Source organism: Streptomyces coelicoflavus (assembly GCF_003112555.1).
Taxonomy (GTDB): Bacteria; Actinomycetota; Actinomycetes; order Streptomycetales; family Streptomycetaceae; genus Streptomyces; species Streptomyces coelicoflavus.
Genome location: NZ_BEWB01000005.1, coordinates 358516 through 382205 on the forward strand (window position 1 = coordinate 358516; position 23690 = coordinate 382205).

Annotated in this window: 15 protein-coding genes; 8 read left to right on the forward strand and 7 right to left on the reverse strand. The window is 71.8% G+C overall.

Features of this window, described 5'->3' with window-relative positions:
- Window positions 1–4: 4 nt before the first annotated feature.
- The gene (locus tag Sco07f_RS13475; RefSeq protein ID WP_174855349.1) at window positions 5–1054 is read right to left on the reverse strand and encodes a LacI family DNA-binding transcriptional regulator; all 1050 of its coding nucleotides are present in this window, start codon (window positions 1052–1054) and stop codon (window positions 5–7) included.
- 150 nt (window positions 1055–1204) lie between these two features.
- Between Sco07f_RS13475 and Sco07f_RS13480 the strand changes: the two genes are divergently transcribed.
- From Sco07f_RS13480 to Sco07f_RS13495, 4 genes are read left to right on the forward strand one after another with little or no spacing between them, the layout of a single operon-like run.
- Entirely contained in the window at window positions 1205–2509 is a 1305-nt protein-coding gene (locus Sco07f_RS13480) for an ABC transporter substrate-binding protein (RefSeq protein WP_007388086.1), read from the forward strand.
- A gap of 10 nt (window positions 2510–2519) precedes the next feature.
- Complete coding sequence (locus Sco07f_RS13485; RefSeq protein WP_108987970.1) at window positions 2520–3476, forward strand: carbohydrate ABC transporter permease; 957 nt, start codon at window positions 2520–2522, stop codon at window positions 3474–3476.
- The gene (locus Sco07f_RS13490) at window positions 3473–4291 is read left to right on the forward strand and encodes a carbohydrate ABC transporter permease (protein ID WP_007388088.1); all 819 of its coding nucleotides are present in this window, start codon (window positions 3473–3475) and stop codon (window positions 4289–4291) included. The genes Sco07f_RS13485 and Sco07f_RS13490 overlap by 4 nt, the downstream gene beginning before the upstream one ends.
- Window positions 4288–6669, forward strand: coding sequence for a beta-xylosidase/alpha-l-arabinosidase (locus Sco07f_RS13495; protein WP_007388089.1), 2382 nt, complete (start codon window positions 4288–4290; stop codon window positions 6667–6669). Before Sco07f_RS13490 ends, Sco07f_RS13495 begins: the two co-directional genes overlap by 4 nt.
- A 50-nt stretch (window positions 6670–6719) precedes the next feature.
- Here Sco07f_RS13495 and Sco07f_RS13500 read toward each other — a convergent pair whose 3' ends face one another.
- Together Sco07f_RS13500 and Sco07f_RS13505 are read right to left on the reverse strand one after the other, a co-directional pair.
- The gene (locus Sco07f_RS13500) at window positions 6720–7292 is read right to left on the reverse strand and encodes a dihydrofolate reductase family protein (RefSeq protein WP_042822006.1); all 573 of its coding nucleotides are present in this window, start codon (window positions 7290–7292) and stop codon (window positions 6720–6722) included.
- 65 nt (window positions 7293–7357) lie between these two features.
- On the reverse strand, window positions 7358–9016 hold the full coding sequence (locus Sco07f_RS13505; protein ID WP_167468084.1) for a PucR family transcriptional regulator: 1659 nt from the start codon (window positions 9014–9016) through the stop codon (window positions 7358–7360).
- A gap of 151 nt (window positions 9017–9167) precedes the next feature.
- Here Sco07f_RS13505 and Sco07f_RS13510 point away from each other — a divergent pair, with 151 nt between their 5' ends.
- The 4 genes from Sco07f_RS13510 to Sco07f_RS13525 all read left to right on the forward strand — a co-directional run bounded on the left by Sco07f_RS13510 (window position 9168) and on the right by Sco07f_RS13525 (window position 17269).
- Complete coding sequence (locus tag Sco07f_RS13510; protein WP_087792218.1) at window positions 9168–10436, forward strand: aspartate aminotransferase family protein; 1269 nt, start codon at window positions 9168–9170, stop codon at window positions 10434–10436.
- 127 nt (window positions 10437–10563) lie between these two features.
- Window positions 10564–12003 (forward strand): NAD-dependent succinate-semialdehyde dehydrogenase, encoded by a 1440-nt coding sequence (locus Sco07f_RS13515; protein WP_108987972.1) that lies wholly within the window; start codon window positions 10564–10566, stop codon window positions 12001–12003.
- Window positions 12004–12048: 45 nt separating this feature from the next.
- On the forward strand, window positions 12049–13494 hold the full coding sequence (argG, locus tag Sco07f_RS13520) for an argininosuccinate synthase (RefSeq protein ID WP_108987973.1): 1446 nt from the start codon (window positions 12049–12051) through the stop codon (window positions 13492–13494).
- A 382-nt stretch (window positions 13495–13876) separates the two neighbouring features.
- Window positions 13877–17269: a CARDB domain-containing protein gene (locus Sco07f_RS13525; RefSeq protein WP_108987974.1), complete on the forward strand. Its 3393-nt coding sequence runs from the start codon at window positions 13877–13879 to the stop codon at window positions 17267–17269.
- Window positions 17270–17303: 34 nt separating this feature from the next.
- Here the strand turns inward: Sco07f_RS13525 and Sco07f_RS13530 are convergent, their stop codons facing one another.
- From Sco07f_RS13530 to Sco07f_RS13550, 4 genes are all read right to left on the reverse strand, one after another.
- Complete coding sequence (locus Sco07f_RS13530; RefSeq protein WP_087792221.1) at window positions 17304–19589, reverse strand: PI-PLC domain-containing protein; 2286 nt, start codon at window positions 19587–19589, stop codon at window positions 17304–17306.
- Between the two features lie 96 nt (window positions 19590–19685).
- Entirely contained in the window at window positions 19686–20705 is a 1020-nt protein-coding gene (locus tag Sco07f_RS13540) for an oligopeptide/dipeptide ABC transporter ATP-binding protein (protein ID WP_107417681.1), read from the reverse strand.
- The gene (locus Sco07f_RS13545) at window positions 20702–22714 is read right to left on the reverse strand and encodes a dipeptide/oligopeptide/nickel ABC transporter permease/ATP-binding protein (RefSeq protein ID WP_108987975.1); all 2013 of its coding nucleotides are present in this window, start codon (window positions 22712–22714) and stop codon (window positions 20702–20704) included. Before Sco07f_RS13545 ends, Sco07f_RS13540 begins: the two co-directional genes overlap by 4 nt.
- Window positions 22714–23664, reverse strand: a complete 951-nt coding sequence (locus Sco07f_RS13550; protein WP_007388081.1) for an ABC transporter permease — start codon at window positions 23662–23664, stop codon at window positions 22714–22716. Before Sco07f_RS13550 ends, Sco07f_RS13545 begins: the two co-directional genes overlap by 1 nt.
- Window positions 23665–23690 lie beyond the last annotated feature (26 nt).

The window sequence follows — 23690 nt, forward strand, 5'->3', positions numbered from 1 at the left end:
CTCCTCACCCGCCCGCGCCACCGGGCGCCTGCCGTGCCCCGCCCGGTGGCGCGGTGCTCTGCCGTACGACGAGGTGGGTCGCCAGCTCGATGCGCCGGCCCGCCCGGCCGGGGTCGTCCGGGCGGAAGAGCATGCGGGTGGCCTCCTCGGCCATGTGCCGCAGCGGCTGGTGGACGGTGGTCAGCGGCGGGCTGGACCACTGGGCCAGCGGCACGTCGTCGTAGCCGACGACCGAGAGGTCCTGAGGGACCCTCAGGCCCGTGACCCGGGCCGCCTCCAGCACGCCCAGCGCCTGGAGGTCGCTGCCCGCGAAGATCGCCGTCGGCCGGCCGGGGCCCGCGAGCAGGGCCATGCCGTGCTCGAAGCCGCTCTCCACGCTGTAGTCGCCGTACCGGACCAGCGCCGGGTCGATCGGCAGGCCCGCCATCGTCATCGCCGACCGGTAGCCGTCGAGCCGGGCCAGTGAGCACAGCATGTCCTCGAACCCGGTGATGATCGCGACGCGTTCGTGTCCGTGGTCGGTGAGGTGGCGGGTGGCCGCCAGCCCTCCGGCCCAGTTGGCGGAGCCGACGGACGGAACGTCGGGGTCGGGGTCGCCGGCCGGGTCGACGATGACGAAGGGGATGTTCCAGGCGCGCAGCCGCTGCTTGACCTCGGCGGGGAGCGAGGAGAAGACCAGCACGACCCCCAGCGGCCTGCGCCTGAGCACGCCGTCGATCCAGTCCGGCGCGGGGGCGTGTCGGGTGCCGCTGCGGGTGAGCACGACCTCGGTCCGGTTGGCCTTGGCGACGTCCTCCACGCCCCGGACGAGCTCCATCGCCCACACGCTGTCCAGCTCGTGGAAGACGAGTTCGACCAGCGGCGAGCGCGGTCGGCCCGCGGCCCGGCGGCGGTAGCCGTGCATCTCGAGGAGTCGCTCCACCTTGGCCCGGGTGGTGCGGGAGACATCCGAACGACCGTTGAGGACCTTCGAAACTGTCGGCGGAGAGACCCCCGCCTCTTTCGCAACCTCGGCCAGGGTCACCCTGGCTCCCACCTCAACTTCATCGTGCATGCACGCAGGATAGGCCATGGGGTCGACCATGCGATCGATAACGTTTTGAGTCGGCAGGCGCACGGCCATTGACCCGAAATCCCCTCTCACTTTACTGTCCGACCAGCATGGACTTTCGGTGATGGTGCCGAAACTTTCGAAAGGCGAACGATGAAGACACGTGCGCGCTTGCCCAGACTGGTCGCCACCGGTGCGACGCTCGCCCTGGCGCTGAGCCTGTCGGCCTGCGGTGACGGGAGCGGCGGGGCGTCGTCGGACGACGGCAAGATCCATGTCCTGGTCTACGGGGACGCCAGCAACAAGGTCGAACAGCAGATCGTCGACACCTTCAACAAGACGTCCGACGTCAAGGTGGTGCTCGACACCATCCCGGGTGCCGACTACCAGACGAAGCTCCAGACGATCATCAACACCCCGCAGGCCCCGGACGTCTTCTTCAACTGGGGCGGGGGCAGCATCAAGCCGTTCGTCAAGGCGGACCTGCTGCTGCCGCTCGACGACTTCATCAAGAAGGACCCGGGCCTCAAGGACAAGTTCCTCCCGTCCGTCTTCAACAGCGCCGTCGTCGACGGGAAGCCGTACGGCATTCCGATGCGCGGCACCCAGCCGGTCCTGCTCTTCCACAACAAGAAGGTCCTCGAGGACGCGGGCGTCCAGCCGCCGAAGACCTGGGACGAGCTGCTCGCCGCCGTGGACAAGCTCAAGGACGCGGGCGTCACCCCGATCGCGCTCGGCGGCGGCGACGTCTGGCCCACCCAGATGTGGTTCCAGTACCTCTACGACCGCATAGCCGGTCCCGAGCTGTTCGCGAAGGCCGTCGGCGGCGACAAGAGCGCCTGGGAGAGCGCGGACAGCAAGAAGGCACTGGACATGATCAAGGAGCTCGTCGACTCCGGAGCCTTCGGCAAGAACTACGACTCCGTCAAGTACACCAACGGCGGCTCGGTCCAGCTGGTGGCCTCCGGCAAGGCCGGCTTCGAGCTGATGGGCTCCTGGTACTACTCCCAGCAGCTCACGGACCACAAGGAGTTCGCCGAGAAGGACCTCGGTTACACCGCCTTCCCGGCCGTCGCGGGCGGCAAGGGCGACCCGGCCAACCTGGCCGGCAACACGAACAACTACTACTCGGTGATGAAGAAGACCAAGCACCCCGAGGCCGTCGCCGAGTTCCTGAAGCTCATGTACTCCGACGAGTTCGTCAAGGCGCAGCTGGACATCGGCAACCTGCCGACCACGACCAACACCGACAAGTTCATCGACAGCTCGGGCACCCCCGAGTACTCGCGCTTCCAGTACGACCTGGTCTCCGACGCCCCGAACTTCCAGCTGTCCTGGGACCAGGCCTACCCGCAGAAGGCCAGCTCGGACCTGCACAAGGCCATCCAGCAGTTCTTCAACGGACAGCTCGACACGGACGGCTTCATCAAGGCCATGCAGGCCCTCCCGACCGAGTGACGAACGGCTCATGACCACACACCTCACGAGCGCACGGCCCGCCGCCGGACCCCGCAAGGAGTCCCGGCGGCGGCCGCCCGCCTCGTCCGCGACGACGGTGGGCCGCCCCGGCTTCGGCTGGGCGGTGCCCGCCGCAGTGTTCTTCTTCCTCTTCGCGATCGTCCCGCTGATCATGGTGGCGGTGCTGTCCTTCATGAGCTGGGACGGGATCAGCCCGCCCGAGTTCGTCGGCACCGACAACTGGTCGCGCCTGATCGACGACCCGGTGATGCTCAAGAGCATCTGGCTGACCCTGCTGCTGACCGCGCTCGGCGTGGTCCTCCAGACCCCGCTGAGCATCCTGCTCGGCGTCTGGGCCGCCGGTCACCAGCGCAACCGCGCCGTCCTGTCCGTCATCTACTTCATTCCGCTGCTGCTGTCCGCGACGGCCGTGTCCGTGCTCTGGCGGGCGCTGCTCGACCCGAACTTCGGCATCCCGGCGGAGGCGACCTGGCTCTTCGGCGACGGCAACCTGTTCGGTGAACAGACCACCGCCATCGGAGTGCTGGCCTTCGTCAGCACCTGGCAGTTCACCCCGTTCCACACGCTGATCTACCAGGGCGCCGCCCGCGCGGTCCCGCCGGTGCTGTACCAGGCGGCGGAGATCGACGGAGCGGGCCGCTACCGGCAGCTCTTCCACATCACCCTGCCGCAGCTGCGCACCTCCATGATCACCTCGATGATCCTGATGATCGTCGGCGGCCTGACCACGTTCGAGACCGTCCTCATCCTGACCCAGGGCGGCCCCGGCACCGACACCACCATCAGCGCCTACTACATGTACGACAAGGCCTTCAAGAGCTTCGACTACGGCACCGGTTCCGCGATCGCCCTGGCCCTGGTCGTGGCGGCCACGATCATCTCGCTGATCGTCGTCCGGGTCTCCGGCTACGACAAGATGCGCAGCTCCATGGAGGGTGTGTCATGAGGCGCCGACCCAACTACCTGGCCGGCGCCGGCTCACTCGTCTGGCTCTTCGTGGTCGGACTGCCGCTGTTCGTGCTGCTCGCCGCGACCCTGCGCACCCGCCAGGACTACGCCGAGAACGGCCCGGTCTCGCTCCCGGACAGCTTCACGCTGGACAACTTCACCGGCGCCTTCGACTCGGGCTTCGGCCAGTACTTCTTCAACACGCTCGTCGTCACCGCCTGCGTGATCGGCATCGTGCTGCTGCTGGTCCCGCCGCTCGCCTACGCCATCGTCCGCAGCCGCGGCCGGGCCACGTCGGCGATCTTCCGGCTGTTCCTGCTCGGCCTCGCCATCCCGGCCCAGGCCGTGATCGTGCCGATGTTCTACCTGATCAGCGAAGCAGGGCTGTACGACAACCTGCTCGGCGTCATCCTGCCCACGGCCGCGTTCTGCCTGCCGATGTCCGCGCTGATCCTCAGCGGCGCCATGCGCGACATCTCCCCGGAGCTGTACGAGGCCATGGCCATGGACGGCGCCAGCCCGCGGCGCATGTTCTTCCAGCTCGTCGTGCCGCTGTCCCGCGGAGGGCTCTCCACGATCGTGGTGTTCTCCGCACTCCAGGCGTGGAACGGCTTCCTGTTCCCGCTGGTGCTGACCCAGTCCGAGTCCACCAAGGTGGTCACCCTGGGTCTGTACAACTTCCAGACCGCGCACGGCATCGACATCCCCGGTCTGCTGGGAGCCGTGGTGCTGTCCATGGTGCCCATCCTGCTCGTCTACCTGTTCGCCCGTCGTGCCCTGGTCCAGGGGCTGATGGGCGTCGGAGGAAAGTGACTGCCGACGTGGCCGTAGAGACCACCCCCGAAATCCCCCTCTGGAACGACCCCAACCACCCCGTCGCCACCAGAGTCGACGCGCTCGTCGCAGCGATGACCCTCGAGGAGAAGATCGCCCAGCTGTACGGAGTGTGGGTGGGCGCCTCCGACCAGGGCGGCGAAGTCGCCCCGCATCAGCACGACATGGAGGAGGCCGTCGACCTCGAGGCGCTGCTCCCCACCGGACTGGGCCAGCTGACCCGCCCGTTCGGCACGGTCCCCGTCGACCCCGCGCTGGGTGCCCTGTCGCTCATGCGCAGCCAGGCCCGCATCACGTCGGCCAACCGGTTCGGCATCCCCGCTCTCGCGCACGACGAGTGCCTGGCGGGCTTCGCCGCCTGGGGCGCCACCGCCTACCCCGTCCCCCTGTCCTGGGGCGCCACCTTCGACCCGGACGCGGTGCGCCGGATGGCCGCCGCCATCGGACGCGACATGCGCTCCGTCGGCGTCCACCAGGGACTCGCCCCCGTCCTCGACGTGGTCCGCGACGCCCGCTGGGGCCGGGTCGAGGAGACCATCGGAGAGGACCCCTACCTCGTCGGCACCATCGGCACCGCCTACGTGCGGGGCCTGGAGTCCGCCGGGATCGTCGCCACCCTCAAGCACTTCGTCGGCTACTCCGCCTCCCGCGCCGGCCGCAACCTCGCCCCGTCGTCCGTGGGCGCCCGCGAACGCGCCGACGTCCTGCTGCCGCCGTTCGAGATGGCCGTCCGCGAGGGCGCCACCCGCTCCGTCATGCACGCCTACACCGACATCGACGGTGTGCCGGCCGCGGCCGACGAGACGCTGCTGACCGGTCTGCTCCGCGACACCTGGGGCTTCGAGGGAACCGTCGTCGCCGACTACTTCGGCATCGCCTTCCTCAAGACCCTGCACGGCATCGCCGCCGACTGGGCGGATGCCGCGGGCGCCGCCCTGCACGCGGGCGTCGACGTCGAACTGCCCACCGTGAAGACCTTCGGCGCGCCGCTCGCCGAGGCGGTCACCGAGGGCCGGGTCCCCGAGGCGCTCATCGACCGGGCGCTGCGCCGGGTCCTCGGCCAGAAGGCGGAGCTCGGACTGCTCGACCCGGACTGGAGCCCGGTCCCGCCCGCGCTCGACGGGGCGGACCTCTCCGACCCGGAGGCGCTGCGCGGCCGGATCGACCTGGACCGGCCCGAGAACCGGGAACTGGCCCGCGAGATCGCCGAGAAGGCGGTCGTGCTGCTCACCAACGACGGCGTCCTGCCGCTCGCCCGGCCCCGCCGCATCGCCCTGGTCGGCCCCAACGCCACCGAGGCGACCGCCGTACTGGGCTGCTACTCCTTCCCGCGGCACGTCGGGGTGCGGCACCCGGAGATTCCGGTCGGCATCGACCTGCCCACCCTGCGCGACACCCTGACCGCCGAGTTCCCCGACGCGGACATCACCGTCGCCCGCGGCACCGGCGTCGACGACGGCGACCTGTCCGGCATCGGCGAGGCGGTGGACGCGGCCCGCGAGGCGGACGTCGTCGTCGCCGTGCTCGGCGACCGCGCGGGTCTGTTCGGCCGCGGCACCAGCGGCGAGGGCTGCGACGCCGAGTCCCTCACGCTGCCCGGCGCGCAGCAGCAGCTCCTCGACGCGCTGCTCGACTCCGGGAAGCCGGTGGTCACCGTCCTGCTCGCCGGACGGCCCTACGCGCTCGGCCGCGCCGTGGCCGAGTCCGCCGCGATCGTGCAGTCGTTCTTCCCCGGCGAGGAGGGCACCGCGGCGCTCGCGGGCGTGCTCAGCGGACGCACCAGCCCCACCGGCAGGCTGCCCGTCAGCGTGCCCGGCAGCCCGGGTGCCCAGCCGACCACCTACCTCGGGGCGCGGCTCGCCCAGGCCAGCGAGGTGTCCAACATCGACCCGACACCGGCCTTCGGTTTCGGGCACGGGCTCACGTACACCTCGTTCGCCTGGAGCGATCTCGTGGCGCACACCAAGGAGGCGCCGACCGACGGCACGTTCTCGCTGGAGCTCACCGTCCGCAACACCGGCGAGCGGCACGGCACCGAGGTGGTGCAGCTCTACCTGCACGACCCGGTCGCCTCCGTCGTCCAGCCGGTGCAGCGCCTCGTCGGCTACACGCGGGTGCCGCTGGCCCCCGGCGAGGCCCGCAGGGTGCGCGTCGAGGTCCCGGCCGACCTCGCCTCCTTCACCGGCCGCGACGGCCGCCGCGTCGTCGAACCGGGCGACCTGGAGCTGCGGTTCGCCGCGTCCAGCACCGAGCCGCGGCTCACCGCCACGGTCGCGCTCACCGGACCGGAGCGGCAGGTGGACCACACGCGGCGGCTGCACGCCGGGTTCGCCCAGGAGGCCGTCGAGGGCGCCTGAGCCGCCACCGGCGGCGAGCGGTGGACGCCGCACCACCGCTCGCCGCCGGCTCAGCGCACGACGTCGAAGACGTTCTTCTGGATGCCGTTGGCGTACACCTCGTGCTCGACGAGCCTCAGCCTCTGCGCGTCCCGGTCCGCGTCGCTGAACAGCCGCTTGCCCGCGCCGAGCAGGAGCGGGAAGACCAGCAGGTGGTAGCGGTCGATCAGACCGGCGTCCGACAGGCTCCGGTTCAGGGCCGCGCTGCCGTGGACGATGACCGGGCCGCCCTCGGTCTCCTTCAGTGCCGCGACCTCGTCGAGCGAACGCAGGATCGTCGTCTCGCCCCAGTTGGTGACCAGGTCGTCCTCGGTGAGCGTGGTGGAGACGACGTACTTCGGCATCGTCCGGTACCCGGGGAACTCCTCCATGTCCGGCCACACCGGGCTGAACGCCTCGTAGCTGACCCGGCCCAGGAGCAGCGCCGCGGCCTCCTCCTGCTCCCGGCCCTTGATCTCGTACGCCTCGGGGAGGAAGTCCACGAGCTTGAAGGTCCACCCGGAGTTCCGGTAGCCGGGCTCGCCGCCCGGGGCCTCCACGACCCCGTCGAGCGAGACGAAGGCGGTGCTGATCAGAGTACGCATGCGGGGTTCCTCAACGAGTTCGTGTGCGGTCGGTCCGCCCTTACGACCGGTGGGCGGCGGAAAACTCATCGGTCGCGGCCTCCGGGGTGCGGGCGCGCCCGCAGCGCGTCGACGGCGTGCAGGGCCACGTGGAGTTCGGTGCGCTGCTCGCCGGACTCGAGGTCGCGGCCGAGCAGCCGCTCGATGGTGCGCAGCCGTTGGTAGACGGTCTCCCGGGAAAGCCCCGACGAGCGGGCGGCGACCGTCTTGTTGCCCGCGGCGTCCAGGTAGCCCCGCAGGGTCGTGACGAGATCGGTGCCGTGCCGGGCGTCGTGGTCGAGGAGCGGGCCCAGCTGCCGCTCCGCGTAGTCCTGGACGCGGAGGTCGTCGCGCAGCGCGAACAGCAGCCGGCGCAGGCCGATGTCGGCCCGCTCGTGGAAGGAGCGGCCGGACGGCAGCGGCAGGCCGGGTTCGGTGGCCTCGGCCACCCGGACCGCCTCGCGGAACGAGCGGGCCACGTCGGCGAGGTCGCGGGCCGGCGAGCCGACGCACACCGTCGCGCCCGGGGCCGTGTCCAGGACGGTGCGGCCGAGCCGCTCGACGGCCTGGCGCCACGGCCGGGACGGGCGCAGCGCCAGCAGTACTCCGAGCCGGGCGGGGGACAGGAGACCGACGAGCACCTGCGTTCCCGTCGCGCCCAGCTCCTCGGCGAGCCGGACTTCCGCCGCCCCGGCGTCCTCCTGGGCGGGCAGGTCCGCCAGGACGGCGACGAAGCGGGCGTCGTCCGCGGGCAGCCCGAGGGCCGCGACCCGGGCCCGCGCGTCCCCGGGAGAGCGGTGCCGCTGCTCGACCAGGTCGCGCAGGACGTTGCGGTGGGCGGTGCGTTCCCAGGGCGTGGGGCGGGTGAGACGGGCGATGGTGAGTGCCATCGCGGTCCGCTCCAGCACCGTGACGTCCTCGGGTCCGAAACCCGGGCCCGGCGGCACGGCGGGCGGCACGACGGGGAGCATGACCACCCGGCCCCACCGCTCCCCCTGGTACTCCACCGAAGCCGTGAGCCAGCCCTCGGGACCCGTGACCTCCGCGCGGTCGGTGGCCGGCGTGGTGCGTGAACGCCGTTCCCAGTCCGTGAGCGCGGCCCGCGCCGTGCCTCCGGAGGGCTCGCAGACCAGCGCCCGGTGGACCAGGTTCTCCAGGACGACCGTGCGTCCGCTCATCCCGGCCGCCGCACGCAGCACGTCCTCGGGCCCGGCGCCGCGCAGGGTGAGGGCGGTGAACGCCTCGTGGACGCCCTGGGTCCTGCGCATCGCCTCCGCCTGGTGGCCGAGGATCAGGGTGTGGACCACCTGGGTGACCTCCAGGAAGTTGACGTCCCTGGCGAGCGTGACGAGGGGCAGTCCCCGCGCACGGCAGGCCCGGACCAGGGCGTCGGGCGGCCGGTGGTAGCGGCGGACCAGCTCGATGACGAGGGCGGCGGCACCGACGGCGGCGAGTTCGTCGACGTAGCGGCGGACACCGGCGGCGTCCTCGGGCAGGGGCATGCCGGTGGTGAGGACGAGTTCGCCGCCCTTGAGGAAGGAGGCGGGGTCCGTCAGTTCGGTGATGTGGACCCAGCGGACCGGACGGTCCACGTGCTCCTCGCCGGCGACCACCCGCGGATCGCCCCCGGCCAGGACGGGCAGCGCCAGCACGTCGGCCACGGAGGGCGAACGGCCCGCCGGGCCCGGCTGCCGGTTCTCGCTCACGGTGCCTCCCTGTGTCCTCACGTTACGCCGAACGCCTGACACATCGTCCGGACACGCCGCCCCGGCCGGACAGATCAGGCGTTGCCGCGCCCGCCGGGGCGGGAAGGCTCGGGGGACCGCAGAAGACCGACGAGCAGGCCGGGAGACGAGCATGACCGCACTGTCGCCGCACCTTCGCCAGGCCACCCCCGTGGTGGCGGTCCGGGGCGAGGGGGTGCACATCGAGGGCGAGGACGGCCGCCGCTATCTGGACTTCACCGCCGGCATCGGCGTCACCAGCACCGGCCACTGCCACCCCAGGGTGGTGGCCGCCGCCCAGGAGCAGGTCGCGACCCTGGTCCACGGCCAGTACACGACCGTCATGCACCCGCCGCTGCGCCGCCTGGTCGACAAGCTCGGCGAGGTGCTGCCGGACGGTTTGGACAGTCTGTTCTTCACCAACTCCGGCAGCGAGGCGGTCGAGGCCGCGCTGCGCCTGGCCCGCCAGGCCACCGGCCGGCCCAACGTGCTGGTCTGCCACGGGGGCTTCCACGGCCGCACGGTGGCCGCCGCCTCCATGACCACCTCCGGCACCCGCTTCAGGTCAGGATTCTCGCCGCTGATGAGCGGCGTGGTCGTCACCCCCTTCCCGACGGCCCACCGCTACGGCTGGGACGAGGAGACGGCCACCCGCTTCGCCCTCAAGGAGCTGGACTACACCCTCCAGACGATCTCCTCGCCCGCCGACACCGCCGCCGTCATCGTCGAACCGGTCCTCGGCGAGGGCGGGTACGTGCCCGCGAACCGCGCCTTCGTCGAGGGCCTGCGCGAGCGCGCCGACCGGCACGGGTTCCTGCTGATCCTCGACGAGGTGCAGACCGGTGTGGGCCGCACCGGCCGGTTCTGGGGGCACGAGCACTTCGGCGTCACCCCCGACATCCTCGTCACCGCCAAGGGACTGGCCAGCGGCTTCCCGCTGTCCGGCATCGCCGCGCCCGAGGAGCTGATGCGCAAGGCCTGGGCCGGCTCGCAGGGCGGGACCTACGGCGCCAACGCGGTCGCGTGCGCGGCGGCCTGCGCCACGCTGGACGTCGTACGCGACGAGAAGCTCGTCGAGAACGCGGAGACGATGGGTGCCCGGCTCCGCCACGGCCTGGAGGCGGTGGCGTCCCGCACCCCGGCCGTGGGCGACGTACGGGGCATGGGTCTGATGCTGGCCAGCGAGTTCGTCACCGCGGACGGAGAGCCGGACCCGGAGACCGCGGCCCGGGTGCAGCGGGCCGCCGTCGACGAAGGACTGCTCCTGCTGCTCTGCGGCGCCTGGAACCAGGTGGTGCGGATGATCCCGGCCCTGGTGATCGACGAGAGCGCCGTGGACGAGGGACTGAGGGCCTGGGCCGCCGCCGTCGAGGCCGGTACGTCGGAGGCGGCGGGACGATGACGGCCGCCGCGCACCGCACCACCGGCCGCCCCACGACCCGCCCCGCGAACCGGCTCACGTGCCGCCCCGCGAACCGGCCCACAAGCCGCCCCGCACGGCCCGCGCACCCGCGATCAGGAGGGACCCCATGACCGACACCCCCACACAGCTGTTCCTCGGCGGTGCCTGGGTGGACGCCGCGGACGGCGCCGTCATGCCCGTGGACGACCCCGCGACCGGCGAGATCCTCGCCCACGTCGCCGACGCGGGCCCCAAGGACGCCCGGCTCGCCGAGGAGGCGGCGGTCCAGGCGCAGCAGGAGTGGGCCCGTACGGCACCGAGGGCGCGCAGCGAGATCCTGCGCCGGGCCTACGAGATCATCCTGGAGCGCACGGACGAACTGGCCCGCCTGATGACCTCCGAGATGGGCAAGCCGCTGGCCGAGGCCCGGGGCGAGGTGGCGTACGCCGCCGAGTTCTTCCGCTGGTTCTCGGAGGAGGCCGTACGGATCGACGGCGGCCACGGAGTCCTCCCCGACGGCCGCAACCGCATGCTGCTCTCCCGGCGCCCGGTCGGCCCCTGTCTGCTGATCACCCCGTGGAACTTCCCGCTCGCCATGGGCACCCGCAAGATCGGCCCCGCGATCGCGGCCGGCTGCACGATGGTGCTCAAGCCGGCCCCGCAGACCCCGCTCTCCAGCCTGGCCCTCGCCGCGATCCTCAAGCAGGCGGGGCTGCCGGACGGAGTGCTGAACGTCGTCACCACGTCGAGGGCGGGGGAGGTGTGCGAACCGCTCCTGCGCGGCGGGCGCATCCGCAAGCTGTCCTTCACCGGTTCGACGGCCGTCGGGCGACTGCTCCTCGCGCAGTGCGCGGACACCGTCGTGCGGACCTCGATGGAGCTGGGCGGCAACGCGCCGTTCGTCGTCTTCGACGACGCGGACCTCGACGCCGCCGTGGACGGCGCGATGGTCGCCAAGATGCGCAACATGGGCGAGGCGTGCACCGCCGCGAACCGCTTCTTCGTGCACCGCTCGGTGGCTGAGGAGTTCGCCGGCCGGCTGGCCCGGCGGATGGAGGCACTGGTCGTGGGCCCCGGTACCGGTGACGGCGTGGACGTCGGCCCGCTCATCGACGCCGCGGGGCGCGCCAAGGTCGAGGAACTGGTCGCCGACGCGGTGGAGCGCGGCGCCCGGGTACTGGTCGGCGGCACCACGCCGGACGGCCCCGGCTGCTTCTACCCGCCCACGGTGCTCACCGACGTCTCCCCGGACAGCCGCCTGATGGCGACGGAGATCTTCGGCCCGGTCGCCGCGATCCTCGCCTTCGACGACGAGGACGAGGTGGTCCGCCGGGCCAACGACACCCCCTGGGGGCTCGTCGGCTACGTCTTCACCGAGGGCCTGGACCGCGCCCTGCGGGTCAGCGAACGCCTGGAGGTGGGCATGGTCGGGCTCAACACCGGCCTGGTCTCCAACCCCGCCGCGCCCTTCGGCGGCGTCAAGCAGTCGGGTCTCGGACGGGAGGGCGGCCGGGTCGGCATCGAGGAGTTCCTGGAGTACCAGTACGTGGCGATGCCCACCCGCTGACCGGGAGGCTTTGCATGGTCATGCGTAATCATGCATACTCTTCCTATGTCCAAGGTCCTCACCTCCCTCCCCACCGGCGAGCGCGTCGGTATCGCCTTCTCGGGCGGCCTCGACACCTCGGTCGCGGTCGCGTGGATGCGTGACAAGGGCGCGGTCCCCTGCACGTACACCGCCGACATCGGCCAGTACGACGAGCCCGACATCGCCTCGGTGCCCGACCGTGCCAAGACGTACGGCGCCGAGGTCGCGCGTCTGGTCGACTGCCGCGAGGCGCTGGTCGAGGAGGGGCTGGCCGCGCTCACCTGCGGGGCGTTCCACATCCGCTCGGGCGGGCGTGCCTACTTCAACACCACGCCGCTGGGCCGTGCCGTCACGGGCACCCTCCTCGTCCGGGCGATGCTCGAGGACAACGTCCAGATCTGGGGCGACGGCTCCACGTTCAAGGGCAACGACATCGAGCGGTTCTACCGGTACGGCCTGCTCGCCAACCCGCAGCTCAGGATCTACAAGCCCTGGCTGGACGCGGACTTCGTGACGGAGCTCGGCGGCCGCAAGGAGATGTCGGAGTGGCTGGTCGCCCACGACCTGCCCTACCGGGACTCCACGGAGAAGGCGTACTCCACCGACGCCAACATCTGGGGCGCCACTCACGAGGCCAAGACGCTGGAGCACCTCGACACCGGCGTGGAGACCGTGGAGCCCATCATGGGCGTGCGGTTCTGGGACCCGTCGGTCGAGATCGCGCCCGAGGACGTGACCATCGGCTTCGACCAGGGCCGCCCGGTGACGATCAACGGCAAGGAGTTCGCCTCCGCCGTCGACCTGGTGATGGAGGCCAACGCCATCGGCGGCCGGCACGGTCTGGGCATGTCCGACCAGATCGAGAACCGGATCATCGAGGCCAAGAGCCGCGGCATCTACGAGGCGCCCGGCATGGCCCTGCTGCACGCCGCCTACGAGCGCCTCGTCAACGCCATCCACAACGAGGACACCCTCGCGCAGTACCACACCGAGGGACGGCGCCTGGGCCGGCTGATGTACGAGGGCCGCTGGCTCGACCCGCAGTCCCTGATGATCCGCGAGTCCCTGCAGCGCTGGGTCGGCTCGGCGGTCACCGGCGAGGTCACGCTGCGGCTGCGGCGCGGCGAGGACTACTCGATCCTCGACACCACGGGCCCGGCGTTCAGCTACCACCCGGACAAGCTCTCCATGGAGCGCACCGAGGACTCCGCGTTCGGCCCGGTGGACCGGATCGGCCAGCTGACCATGCGCAACCTGGACATCGCCGACTCCCGCGCCAAGCTGGAGCAGTACGCGGGGCTTGGCCTCATCGGCACCGCCAACCCCGCCATCGGCGCCGCCCAGGCCGCCGCGACCGGGCTGATCGGTGCCATGCCCGAGGGCGGCGCGCAGGCCATCGCCTCCCGGGGCGAGGTCTCCGCCGACGACGAGCTGCTGGACCGCGCCGCGATGGAGTCCGGCACGGACTGACCCCCCGTCCCCCTTTCGCGGGGACCCCGCACCGGCAAGGGCCGGCTCGACACCTCAGGGTGTCGGGCCGGCCCTTCTGTTTGCTCTCCGTCGTGCACGGCTTGCGTGCGTTGCGAGCTTCCGGTGACCCGCTCCACCCGCTCGGGTGCTTGGTTGCCAGTTCACGTGCCACGCAAGGGCCACGCAAGCGACGCAAACGGTTTACGTGCCAACTCCGGCCCTGGTCACGACCGTTGACAAATACATGACGCGCTAGAAACCTGATGACGCACTTTCCGCAAAGAATCGACTGTCCAGCTCAATTGGCGCGCAGAGTCGGTGCTTCTCCCCAACTGCCGGACCGTCGCGCCCTCCCCGACTCCCCACGGAACAGAGGACCCCCATGAGACGGAGATCCCTCGGCCGGCGGACGCTCACGGGCGCCGCCGTCGCCGGGCTGATGACGGTCGGGCTGCTGCCCCTCACCGCCACTGCCCAGGCGGCACCGGCGCCGGTGACCGCCGCCGCCGCCGACGTCAACCTGGCCCTCGGCCGCCCCGCCAAGGCGGGCGGCTCGCACGGCGCCTACCCGGCGGGCAACGCCACCGACGGACAGCAGGCCACCTACTGGGAGGGACCGGCCGGCACCTTCCCCGAGTGGCTCCAGGTCGACCTCGGCACGGCCCGCGACGTCGACCGCGTGGTCCTCAAACTGCCCGCCGGCTGGGAGAACCGGACCCAGACACTCTCCCTGCGGGGCAGCACCGACGGCTCCACCTTCCACACCCTCGACGCCTCCGACGGACGGGCGTTCGGCCCGGAGCGGGCGGGCACCGTCGCCATCGACCTCGACTCACCCGCCGAGGCCCGCTACGTCCGCGTCGACATCACCGGCAACACCGGCTGGAACGCCGCCCAACTGGCCGAACTCGAGGTGTACGGCGACGACGTCGACACCGGCCCGCCGCCCACCGGCACCAACCTCGCCCGCAACAAGCCCGCCGAGGCCACCTCGACCACCCAGAACTACGTCGCCGCCAACGCCACCGACGACTCCACCTCCACCTACTGGGAGGCCGCCGGAAACCCGGCCGACCTCACCGTGAAGCTCGGCGCCGACGCCGACGTCAGCGGTGTCGTCGTCAAGCTCAACCCCGACCCGGTGTGGTCCGCCCGCACCCAGAGCATCCAGGTGCTCGGCCGGGCCCAGGGCGACAGCGGCTTCACCTCGCTGCGCGACCGTGCCGACTACGCCTTCAGCCCGGCCCAGGACAACGCCGTGACCATCCCGGTCACCGGCCGCGTCTCCGACGTACGGCTCCGGTTCTTCTCCAACACCGGCGCACCCGGCGGCCAGGTCGCCGAGTTCCAGGTGCTCGGCACCGCCGCCCCCGCACCCGACCTCACGGTCACCGGCCTCGACTGGTCGCCCGCCGCGCCGAACGAGCGCGACGAGGTCACCGTCGACGCCACGGTCCGCAACGCCGGCACCGCACGCTCGGCCGCGACCACCGCAGAGGTCACCGTCGAGGGCACGACCGCAGGGAGCGCCGCGGTCCCCGCGCTCGACCCCGGGGAGTCCGCCGAAGTGCCCGTCTCCACCGGCACCCACGCGGCCGGCAGCTACGCGGTCGCCGCGGTCGTCGACCCGCGTGACACCGTCGCCGAACTGGACGACACCAACAACAGCCGCGCCGCCGCCGACCGCCTCGTCGTCGACCGGGCTCCCGGACCCGACCTCGAGGTGCGCTCCGTCACCACCAACCCCGCCAACCCGGCGGTGGGCGCCGAGGTCTCCTTCACCGTCGCCGTGCACAACCGCGGCACCAGCGCCGTCGAGGCGGGCACGGTGACCCGGATCCAGGCCGGCACCACCACCCTGGACGGCACCACCGGGCAGGTCGCGGCCGGCGCCACGGTGAACGTGCCGATCAGCGGCACCTGGAAGGCGACCGGTGGCGGCGTCACCCTCACCGCCACCGCCGACGCCACCGCACGGGTCAGCGAGACCAACGAGAACAACAACGTGCTCGCCAAGTCCCTCGTCGTCGGACGCGGCGCCGCCGTGCCGTACACCGAGTACGAGGCGGAGGACGGCCGCTACGACGGCACCCTGCTCACCACCGACGCGAACCGGACCTTCGGGCACACCAACTTCGGCACCGAGTCCTCGGGCCGCGAGTCCGTCCGGCTCGACGCGACCGGCGAGTACGTCGAGTTCACCTCCACCACACCCACCAACTCCATCGTGGTGCGCAACTCCGTCCCCGACGCCCCCGGCGGCGGCGGAGCCGAGGCCACCATCAGCCTCTACGCCGACGGCGAGTTCGTGCAGAAGCTCAACCTCTCGTCCAAGCACAGCTGGCTCTACGGCAGCACCGACGACCCGGAGGGCCTCACCAACCGGCCCGGCGGCGACGCCCGGCGCCTGTTCGACGAGTCCCACGCACTCCTCGACCGGACCTTCCCGCAGGGCACCGAGTTCCGCCTCCAGCGCGACTCCGGCGACTCGGCCGCCTTCTACGTCATCGACCTGATCGACCTGGAGCAGGTCGCGCCCGCCAAGACCAAGCCCGCCGAGTGCACCTCCATCACCGAGTACGGGGCCGTCCCCGGTGACGGGCTCGACGACACCGACGCCATCCAGCGCGCCGTCACCGACGACCAGAACGGCCGGATCGACTGCGTGTGGATCCCCGCCGGGCAGTGGCGCCAGGAACAGAAGATCCTCACCGACGACCCGCAGAACCGCGGCCAGTACAACCAGGTCGGCATCAGCGACGTCACGATCCGCGGCGCCGGCATGTGGCACTCCCAGCTCCACACCCTCACCCCGCCGCAGGAGGCCGGTGGCATCAACCACCCGCACGAGGGCAACTTCGGCTTCGACATCGACGACAACACCCAGATCTCCGACCTCGCCATCTTCGGCTCCGGCACCATCCGCGGCGGCGACGGCAACGCGGAGGGCGGCGTCGGGCTCAACGGCCGCTTCGGCAAGAACACCAAGATCAGCAACGTGTGGATCGAGCACGCCAACGTCGGTGTCTGGGTCGGCCGCGACTACTCGAACATCCCGGAGCTGTGGGGCCCCGCCGACGGCCTGGAGTTCACCGGCATGCGCATCCGCGACACCTACGCGGACGGCATCAACTTCTCCAACGGCACCCGCAACTCCACCGTCTACAACTCCTCCTTCCGCACCACCGGCGACGACTCGCTCGCGGTCTGGGCCAACAAGTACGTGAAGGACACGTCCGTGGACATCGGCCACGACAACCACTTCCGCAACAACACCATCCAGCTGCCGTGGCGGGCCAACGGCATCGCGGTGTACGGGGGTTACGGCAACACCATCGAGAACAACGTCGTCTCCGACACCATGAACTACCCCGGCATCATGCTCGCCACCGACCACGACCCGCTGCCGTTCTCCGGGCAGACCCTCATCTCGGGCAACGCCCTGCACCGCACGGGCGGCGCGTTCTGGAACGAGGACCAGGAGTTCGGCGCCATCACCCTCTTCGCGCAGGGCCAGGACATCCCGGGCGTGACCATCCGGGACACCGAGATCCTCGACTCCACCTACGACGGCATCCAGTTCAAGACGGGAGGCGGCGCGATGCCGGACGTGAAGATCGAGAACGTCCGCATCGACAGGTCGAACAACGGCTCCGGCATCCTCGCGATGGGCGGCGCCCGCGGCAGCGCGACCCTGACCGACGTCACGATCACCAACTCGGCGGAGGGCGACATACGGATCGAACCGGGCTCACAGTTCAAGATCAACCAGTAGGAGCCAGTCAGTAGGAGCCGGTCAGTAGGACCGGTCAGCGGTCGCCCGCCCGGCGGCGCGGAACACCACCGCGTCGCCGGGCTTCCGCCGCGCCCTCCAGCCGGCCCGGGGAGCGCTCGACCGGGACGCGGGGGCCGTCCTCCTCCAGCCGTTCGGCGTTGAGTTCGTTCACCGCGCCCAGCGCGTCGCCGATCGTCGCGTAGTCCACCGCGATGAAGTTGACCGGCCTGCCGCGCTGCCGTTCACAGGTGTGCGCCCGTTCCAGCACCCGCTGCCGGGAGTTGACGACCCCGGCGTCCAGGCGCAGCCCGCCGCCCGCCGTGACGAAGTGGTTGAGCAGGAACAGCCGCTTGTCCGAGCCGCCCCGGTTGGGCAGGCAGGACATCTCGTCCGGGCTGCGGAAGGCGAAGGGCGTCTCCATGGCGTACCGGTACAGGTTCCGGTACCAGGGCGCGGGCCCGTCCGCCTTCTCCGCGAAGACGACCAGCCGGCGGCCGCTGTCGATCATGTCCTTGAGCTTCGGCCAGGGGCGGTCCGGGTCCCGGTCCGGCTCGTACAGCAGCTCCGAGAGGCCGGCCCGGACGAAGGCCTCCTGCGTCGTCACCGCGTCCACGCCGTCCTGGAGGACCAGCGTCACGATCTCCGTGGGGTTGTCGCGCAGCCACTCACCGATCTGGCGCAGTGTCGGCTCCAGTTCGAGGGCGCCGGCGCCGCACACCGAGTGGCACAGCCACAGGCCGGAGTGGGGCGGGTTCACCCGTTCCAGGATCGTGGTCAGCCGACGGCGCTCGGCGGGGGAGAAGTCCGAGGTGCTCAGCCGCTCCGCCACCTCCTCGGGCCGCTCCCACAGGTGGGTGTCGAGGAGCAGGACCCGCGATCCGGCGCCCAGCTGACCGACGATGTCGGGGTCCTGCAAAGGGCCGATGAACCGGTCCGCCGTCGTCGCCATCGCGTTGTGCGACGCCAGCTGGGCGATCTCGTCGTAGCGGGCGTCGCACAGCTCGGCGCTGCCCTGGCAGATGCGCGGGGACGAACCGGTGATCGCCACCGGCGCCAGCATCGTCCCGACGAGGGCGACGGCGGTGACGGTGAAGGTCAGCGCCGGGACGTGCCGCGGGTCGGTGAGGACCGGCACGCCGGGCCGGGTCTGCCAGACCCAGCCGACGGTGATCAGCAGGGCGCCTGCGGCCAGCAGGATCACCGCGACGACGACGGCGGTGGTCAGCAGCCGGTCGAGCGCGGCGGCCTCCACGTCGGCGAGCAGCCCCGAGGCCGCCGGTGGCCACGACGCCGGGGTGCCGAACAGTGTGTCGCCCAGGGTGAGCCGCAGCAGGAGCACGGTGAGCGCCATGAGGGCGGCGGCGGCGGCCGGTACCCAGCCCAGCGGTATCAGCCGGCGTTTGGCGGGCGACGGTGTCAGGAACCACAGCAGCGTGAGCGCGGCGGCGCACAGCACGGCTGCCGCCGGTTCCACCACGTCCTGGAAGAGCCGGGTGACGCCCCGTGCCCGGTCCAGCGGAGCCAGCGCCTCCGTGCCGGGCTCGAGATCGACGGTCACCACCCAGGTGCCCTGTCTCGCCTCCCGCAGCAGCTCCTCGGCGGCGTCCCGGACCTGGTCGGTCAGGGCGACCGGGGCGATCGCGGCCAGGGCCGAGGCCACGTCGCCCCGGTCCAGCGCCGCCAGCACGGTCGGTCTGACGCCGTCGCGCGTCGCGCCGTCCGGCACCAGACGCATCAGCGCGTCCGTCGCCGCGGCCGCCTGGCCGTGGGTGAGCGGCAGCGTCGGCAGCTCCTCCAGCGGCGCCTCACCGGCCACCACCCGCGCCACCAGTTCCGACAGGCGCTGCACGAAGGCCTGGAAGTCGGGTTCGGACCGCTTCTGCAGCGCGGCGACGGCGTCACCGAAGTACGCCTGGCTGAGCCGTTCGACGTTCGCGACGACGGGCTCGAGGTCGACCGTGATCCGCAGCCGGTCGCGGTCGCCCTCCAGATAGTGGACCACCTCCGCGATCTGCCCCTCGCCCATGGTCCGCAGCGTCTCCGGGGGGATCACCACCTTGAGGTTCGAGGTGATGGTCGACTGCGGCACCGGCAGCCGCTCCAGCAGGTCACTGGTCAGCGGCGTGCTGCCCGGGTCCACCAGCACCTCGTCGTAGAAGCGCTGGTAGGCGCGCTCGTCCTCCAGTACCTGGTCGTAGAACTGGGGGTCGAGCACCGTGCTGCGGACGACGGCCGCAGCGGCCAGGACGGTCAGGCTCAGCACCGCCACGCACCAGACCAGCACCCCGACCCAGGGCGAGCGCCGATCCAGTGCGTTCATGGAACCATTCTCGTATCGGCCGGCCGTCGTGCCGCACGGCGCCCGGCGGGGCAGTGCCAAGACACGCATGCCCCGCCCCGGGCCGGCCGATACCTGTCAGCCTCCGCTCACCACTTCGTCGGGAACCCTGCTGTCCTGGGGATGGACGCAGTGCCACCGATGTCCCCCGGGCCCCTCCGTCGCCGCCGGGAAGGCGGTGGCACAGGCGTCGTCCGCCTTCCAGCAGCGGGTCCGGAACGGGCAGCCGGTGGGCGGGTTGGTGGCCGACGGCACCGGGCCGTGCAGCACGATCCGGTCGGGGCGCTCCAGCAGGCTCGGCGTCGCGGAGAGCAGCGCCTCGGTGTACGGGTGCCGGGAGGCGCCGGAGACCTCGGCGGCCCCGCCCTCCTCGACCACGCGGCCCAGGTACAGGACCGCGATGCGGTCCGCGAGGTACCGGACCGTCTGGACGTCGTGCGAGATGAACACCATGCCGAGACCGAGCCGGGCCCGCAGGTCCACCAGCAGGTTGAGGATCTGAGCGCGCACCGACACGTCCAGGGCGCTGGTGGGCTCGTCGGCGACGATCAGCTCCGGCTCCAGGGCCAGCGCACGGGCGATGGCCACGCGCTGGCGCTGACCGCCGGACAGCTGGCCCGGCAGCGCGTCCAGGGTGTGGCCGGGCAGTCCGACCAGGTCGAGGAGTTCCTCCACCCGGGCCTCGCGCTCGGCCCGCGTACCGCGTTGGTGCACGTCCAGCGGGTCGCGCAGGATCCGGCGCACGGGCAGCCTCGGGTTCAGCGCGGTGGAGGCGTCCTGGAAGACCACGCCGACCGAGGCCCCGAATCCGGTACGCCGCTCGGCGGCGCCCATCGTCCACAGGTCCCGGCCCCGGAAATAGACGTGTCCCTCGGTGGGGCGCTGCAATCCCGTGACCACGCGGGCCAGCGTGGACTTGCCGCAGCCCGACTCGCCGACGAGTCCCAGGATCTCACCGCGCCCGACCTCCAACGAGGCGTCGGTGAGGGCGTGCACGGCGTCCCGGCGCAGGATGCCGCCGCTGCGGGCCCGGTGCCGTACGTGGATGCGGTCGAGCCGGACGAGTGGGTCCATGGTGCTGTCCTCGGTGGCGGTCATCGGGCACTCTCCAGCGACTTCGCCGGCCCGGTCCCGGAGGCCGGTCCGTTGCCGGAGGGCGTCCGGTGCGCGGCCGCCGGGTGGTGGCAGGCGAAGAGGTGGTCGAGACCGGCGTCGCGGTCGGTGGCGGGCGGCGGGGTGGTGGCGCACAGGTCGGTGGCCGCGGCGCAGCGGGACGCGAACCGGCAGCCGGCGCCGAACGCCTTCGGGGCCGGCACGACACCGCGGATCTGGTGCAGCCGCTCGGCACCCGACTCCAGCGACACGACCGAGCCGAGCAGCCCCCGGCTGTAGTGGTGCGCCGGGTCGGTGAGCAGCGCGCGGGTGTCGCCCGTCTCGGCGACCTGGCCGGCGTACATGACCGCGACCCGGTGGGCGAGGTCGCCGACCAGGGCCAGGTCGTGGGAGACGAGGACCATCGCGAACCCGAGTTCGTCGCGTAGCCGGACCAGCAGCTCGACGACCTGGGCCTGCACGGTGACGTCGAGGGCGGTGGTCGGCTCGTCGGCGATGAGCAGGCGCGGGCTGCGGGACAGGGCCATCGCGATCAGGACCCGCTGGCGCTGCCCGCCGGACAGCTCGTGCGGGTAGCTGCGCAGGGTGCGCTCGGGGGAGAGGCCGACCAGTTCGAGCAGCTCGGCGGGGGTGCGGGTGCCGCCCCGGGAGGTGAGCCACTTGAGCTGGGTGCCGATCAGCACGGACGGGTTCAGGGACGACATGGCGTCCTGGTAGACCATGGCGATCTCCGGGCCCATCAGCGCCCGGCGCTCCTTGGGCGCCAGCTTCAGCAGGTCGCGGCCCCGGTAGCGGATCTCGCCCTCGGCCACGGCGTTGCGGGCCAGCAGGCCCATGATCGCGAGGCTGGTGATGGACTTGCCGCAGCCCGACTCGCCGACCAGGCCGAGGGTCTCGCCCTCGCGGACGGTGAACGAGATGCCGTCGACGACGCGGGTGTCGCCGTAGCGGTCCGGGAAGCGGATCGACAGGTCGCGTACGACCAGCAGGTCGGCCGCGTCCTCGGCGACCGGCGGCACGGCGGGCTCCATGGCCTCGAGGCGGGCCGCCAGTTCGGCGAGCGCGGCGTTCACCTCGGTCTCGTCGACCGCCGGCGCGAGCTCGGCGGCGTTGTCGTCGGTGTCGGTGCCGCCGGTGCGGGACGTGTCCGGCGAGGCGGCGGCGTCGGTCATGCCCTCGGAGAGCACGTTCAGCGCGAGCACCGTGACCAGTACGCCCAGACCGGGGAAGAGGGTCGCCCACCAGCCGCCCGACAGCAGGATCTGCCGGCCGTAGGCCAGCACGCTGCCCCAGCTCGGGTCCGGGTCCTGCACACCGGCGCCGATGAAGGACAGGCTCGCCTCGAAGATGATGGAGTCGGCCACCATGACCGTCGCGAACACCAGCACCGGCGCCGCGCAGTTGATCGCGACGTGCCGGGCCACGATGTAGCCGCGGCGGGCGCCGATGACGCGCTCGGCGGCGACGTAGTCCTCGCCGTACTGCTCCAGCACGTTGGCCCGCACCACGCGGGCCAGGGAGGGCGAGTAGACGAAGGCGATGGTGAAGATGATGACCGGGACGCTGGGCCCGAAGACCGCGACGAGCACGGCGGCCAGCGCGATCGGCGGGAAGGACATGACGACGTCGAGCGTGCGCATCACCGACTCGTCGGCGAGCTTGCGCGAGGTGGCCGCAAGCGCACCCAGGGCGGAGCCGAGGACCAGGGCGAGCAGGGTCGCGCCGAGGCCGATGACCAGGGAGTAGCGCGCACCGTGCACGACGCGGGCGAACACGTCGCGGCCGGCCCGGTCGGTGCCGAACCAGTGGTCGGCGCCCGGCGCCTGGGCCGGGACGCCGGTGGCGAGCGGGTCCTGGGTGAGCAGCGGCGCGAAGACCGCGCCCAGCACCACCACGAGGAGGATCCCGAGGGCGATCCGGGAGGGCAGGGGCAGCCGGCGCAGGCGGGTGCCGGGCCGGGCGAGGCGCCCGGCGAGGGAGCGTGGAGCGAACATCACACCGTCCTGATGCGCGGGTTGACGAGCAGGTAGAGCAGGTCGACGACGACGTTGACCGCGAGGAAGGCGATCGCGATGGTGAGCACGGTGCCCTGGACCAGTCCGACGTCGCCTCCGTTGACGCCCTCGAGGATCAGCTTGCCCATGCCGGGCAGGTCGAAGATCGCCTCGATGACGACGGCGCCGCTGAGCATGTAGCCCACCTTGACGCCGAGCACGGTCAGCGGGGTGACCAGGGCGTTGCGCAGCACCGACCGGATGATCAGGAACGGCGGCAGGCCGCTGCCCCTGGCCGTGCGCACGTAGTCGCGGTCGAGTTCGGTGACCATCGAGGTGCGGATGAGGCGGGCCAGCGACGAGGCGACCGGCAGGGCGAGGGAGAGCGCGGGCAGCGTCATGCTCTCGATCCAGCCGGAGAAGGAGTCGGCCGGGTTGACGTAGCCGCCGGTCGGGAAGAGCGGCATGTTCAGCGAGAACTGCTGGATGAGCAGCACACCGATCCAGAACGACGGCAGCGCGATGCCGGCCATGGACAGCACCCGGAAGACCTGGTCCGGCCAGCGGTCGCGGTAGACGGCGCTGAGCACACCGAAGAGCAGCGCCAGCACGACGGCCAGCGTCAGGCCGAGCAGGGTCAGTTGCAGGGTGAGGGGGAACGCGGTGGCGATCCGGTCGGTGACGGGCTGACTGGGCGACATCGTGACGCCGAGGTCCCCCCGCAGCAGATCGCCCAGGAAGGCGAAGTAGCGCACGGGCAGGGGGTCGTCGAGTCCGTTGGCCTCGGCGAACGCCGCTCGTGCCTCCGGGCTCGCCGACTCGCCCAGCGCGTTGTACGCGGGATCGGTGGGCGAGAACTGGAGGACCACGAAGACCAGCAGCGCGATGCCGAGGACCATCACCGGCATCATCGCGACGCGGCGCAGCGCGAGCCGGAGAAATGCAACCATCGTGAGGTTCCTAGCGATTGGGGCGG

What these genes read in the sequence shown, in the direction of transcription:
- Sco07f_RS13475 (WP_174855349.1), bottom strand. Translation starts at nt 1,054, where the DNA reads ATGCACGATGAAGTTGAGGTGGGAGCCAGGGTGACCCTGGCCGAGGTT.
- Sco07f_RS13480 (WP_007388086.1), top strand. Translation starts at nt 1,205, where the DNA reads ATGAAGACACGTGCGCGCTTGCCCAGACTGGTCGCCACCGGTGCGACG.
- Sco07f_RS13485 (WP_108987970.1), top strand. Translation starts at nt 2,520, where the DNA reads ATGACCACACACCTCACGAGCGCACGGCCCGCCGCCGGACCCCGCAAG.
- Sco07f_RS13490 (WP_007388088.1), top strand. Translation starts at nt 3,473, where the DNA reads ATGAGGCGCCGACCCAACTACCTGGCCGGCGCCGGCTCACTCGTCTGG.
- Sco07f_RS13500 (WP_042822006.1), bottom strand. Translation starts at nt 7,292, where the DNA reads ATGCGTACTCTGATCAGCACCGCCTTCGTCTCGCTCGACGGGGTCGTG.
- Sco07f_RS13510 (WP_087792218.1), top strand. Translation starts at nt 9,168, where the DNA reads ATGACCGCACTGTCGCCGCACCTTCGCCAGGCCACCCCCGTGGTGGCG.
- Sco07f_RS13515 (WP_108987972.1), top strand. Translation starts at nt 10,564, where the DNA reads ATGACCGACACCCCCACACAGCTGTTCCTCGGCGGTGCCTGGGTGGAC.
- argG (WP_108987973.1), top strand. Translation starts at nt 12,049, where the DNA reads ATGTCCAAGGTCCTCACCTCCCTCCCCACCGGCGAGCGCGTCGGTATC.
- Sco07f_RS13525 (WP_108987974.1), top strand. Translation starts at nt 13,877, where the DNA reads ATGAGACGGAGATCCCTCGGCCGGCGGACGCTCACGGGCGCCGCCGTC.
- Sco07f_RS13530 (WP_087792221.1), bottom strand. Translation starts at nt 19,589, where the DNA reads ATGAACGCACTGGATCGGCGCTCGCCCTGGGTCGGGGTGCTGGTCTGG.
- Sco07f_RS13540 (WP_107417681.1), bottom strand. Translation starts at nt 20,705, where the DNA reads ATGACCGCCACCGAGGACAGCACCATGGACCCACTCGTCCGGCTCGAC.
- Sco07f_RS13545 (WP_108987975.1), bottom strand. Translation starts at nt 22,714, where the DNA reads ATGTTCGCTCCACGCTCCCTCGCCGGGCGCCTCGCCCGGCCCGGCACC.
- Sco07f_RS13550 (WP_007388081.1), bottom strand. Translation starts at nt 23,664, where the DNA reads ATGGTTGCATTTCTCCGGCTCGCGCTGCGCCGCGTCGCGATGATGCCG.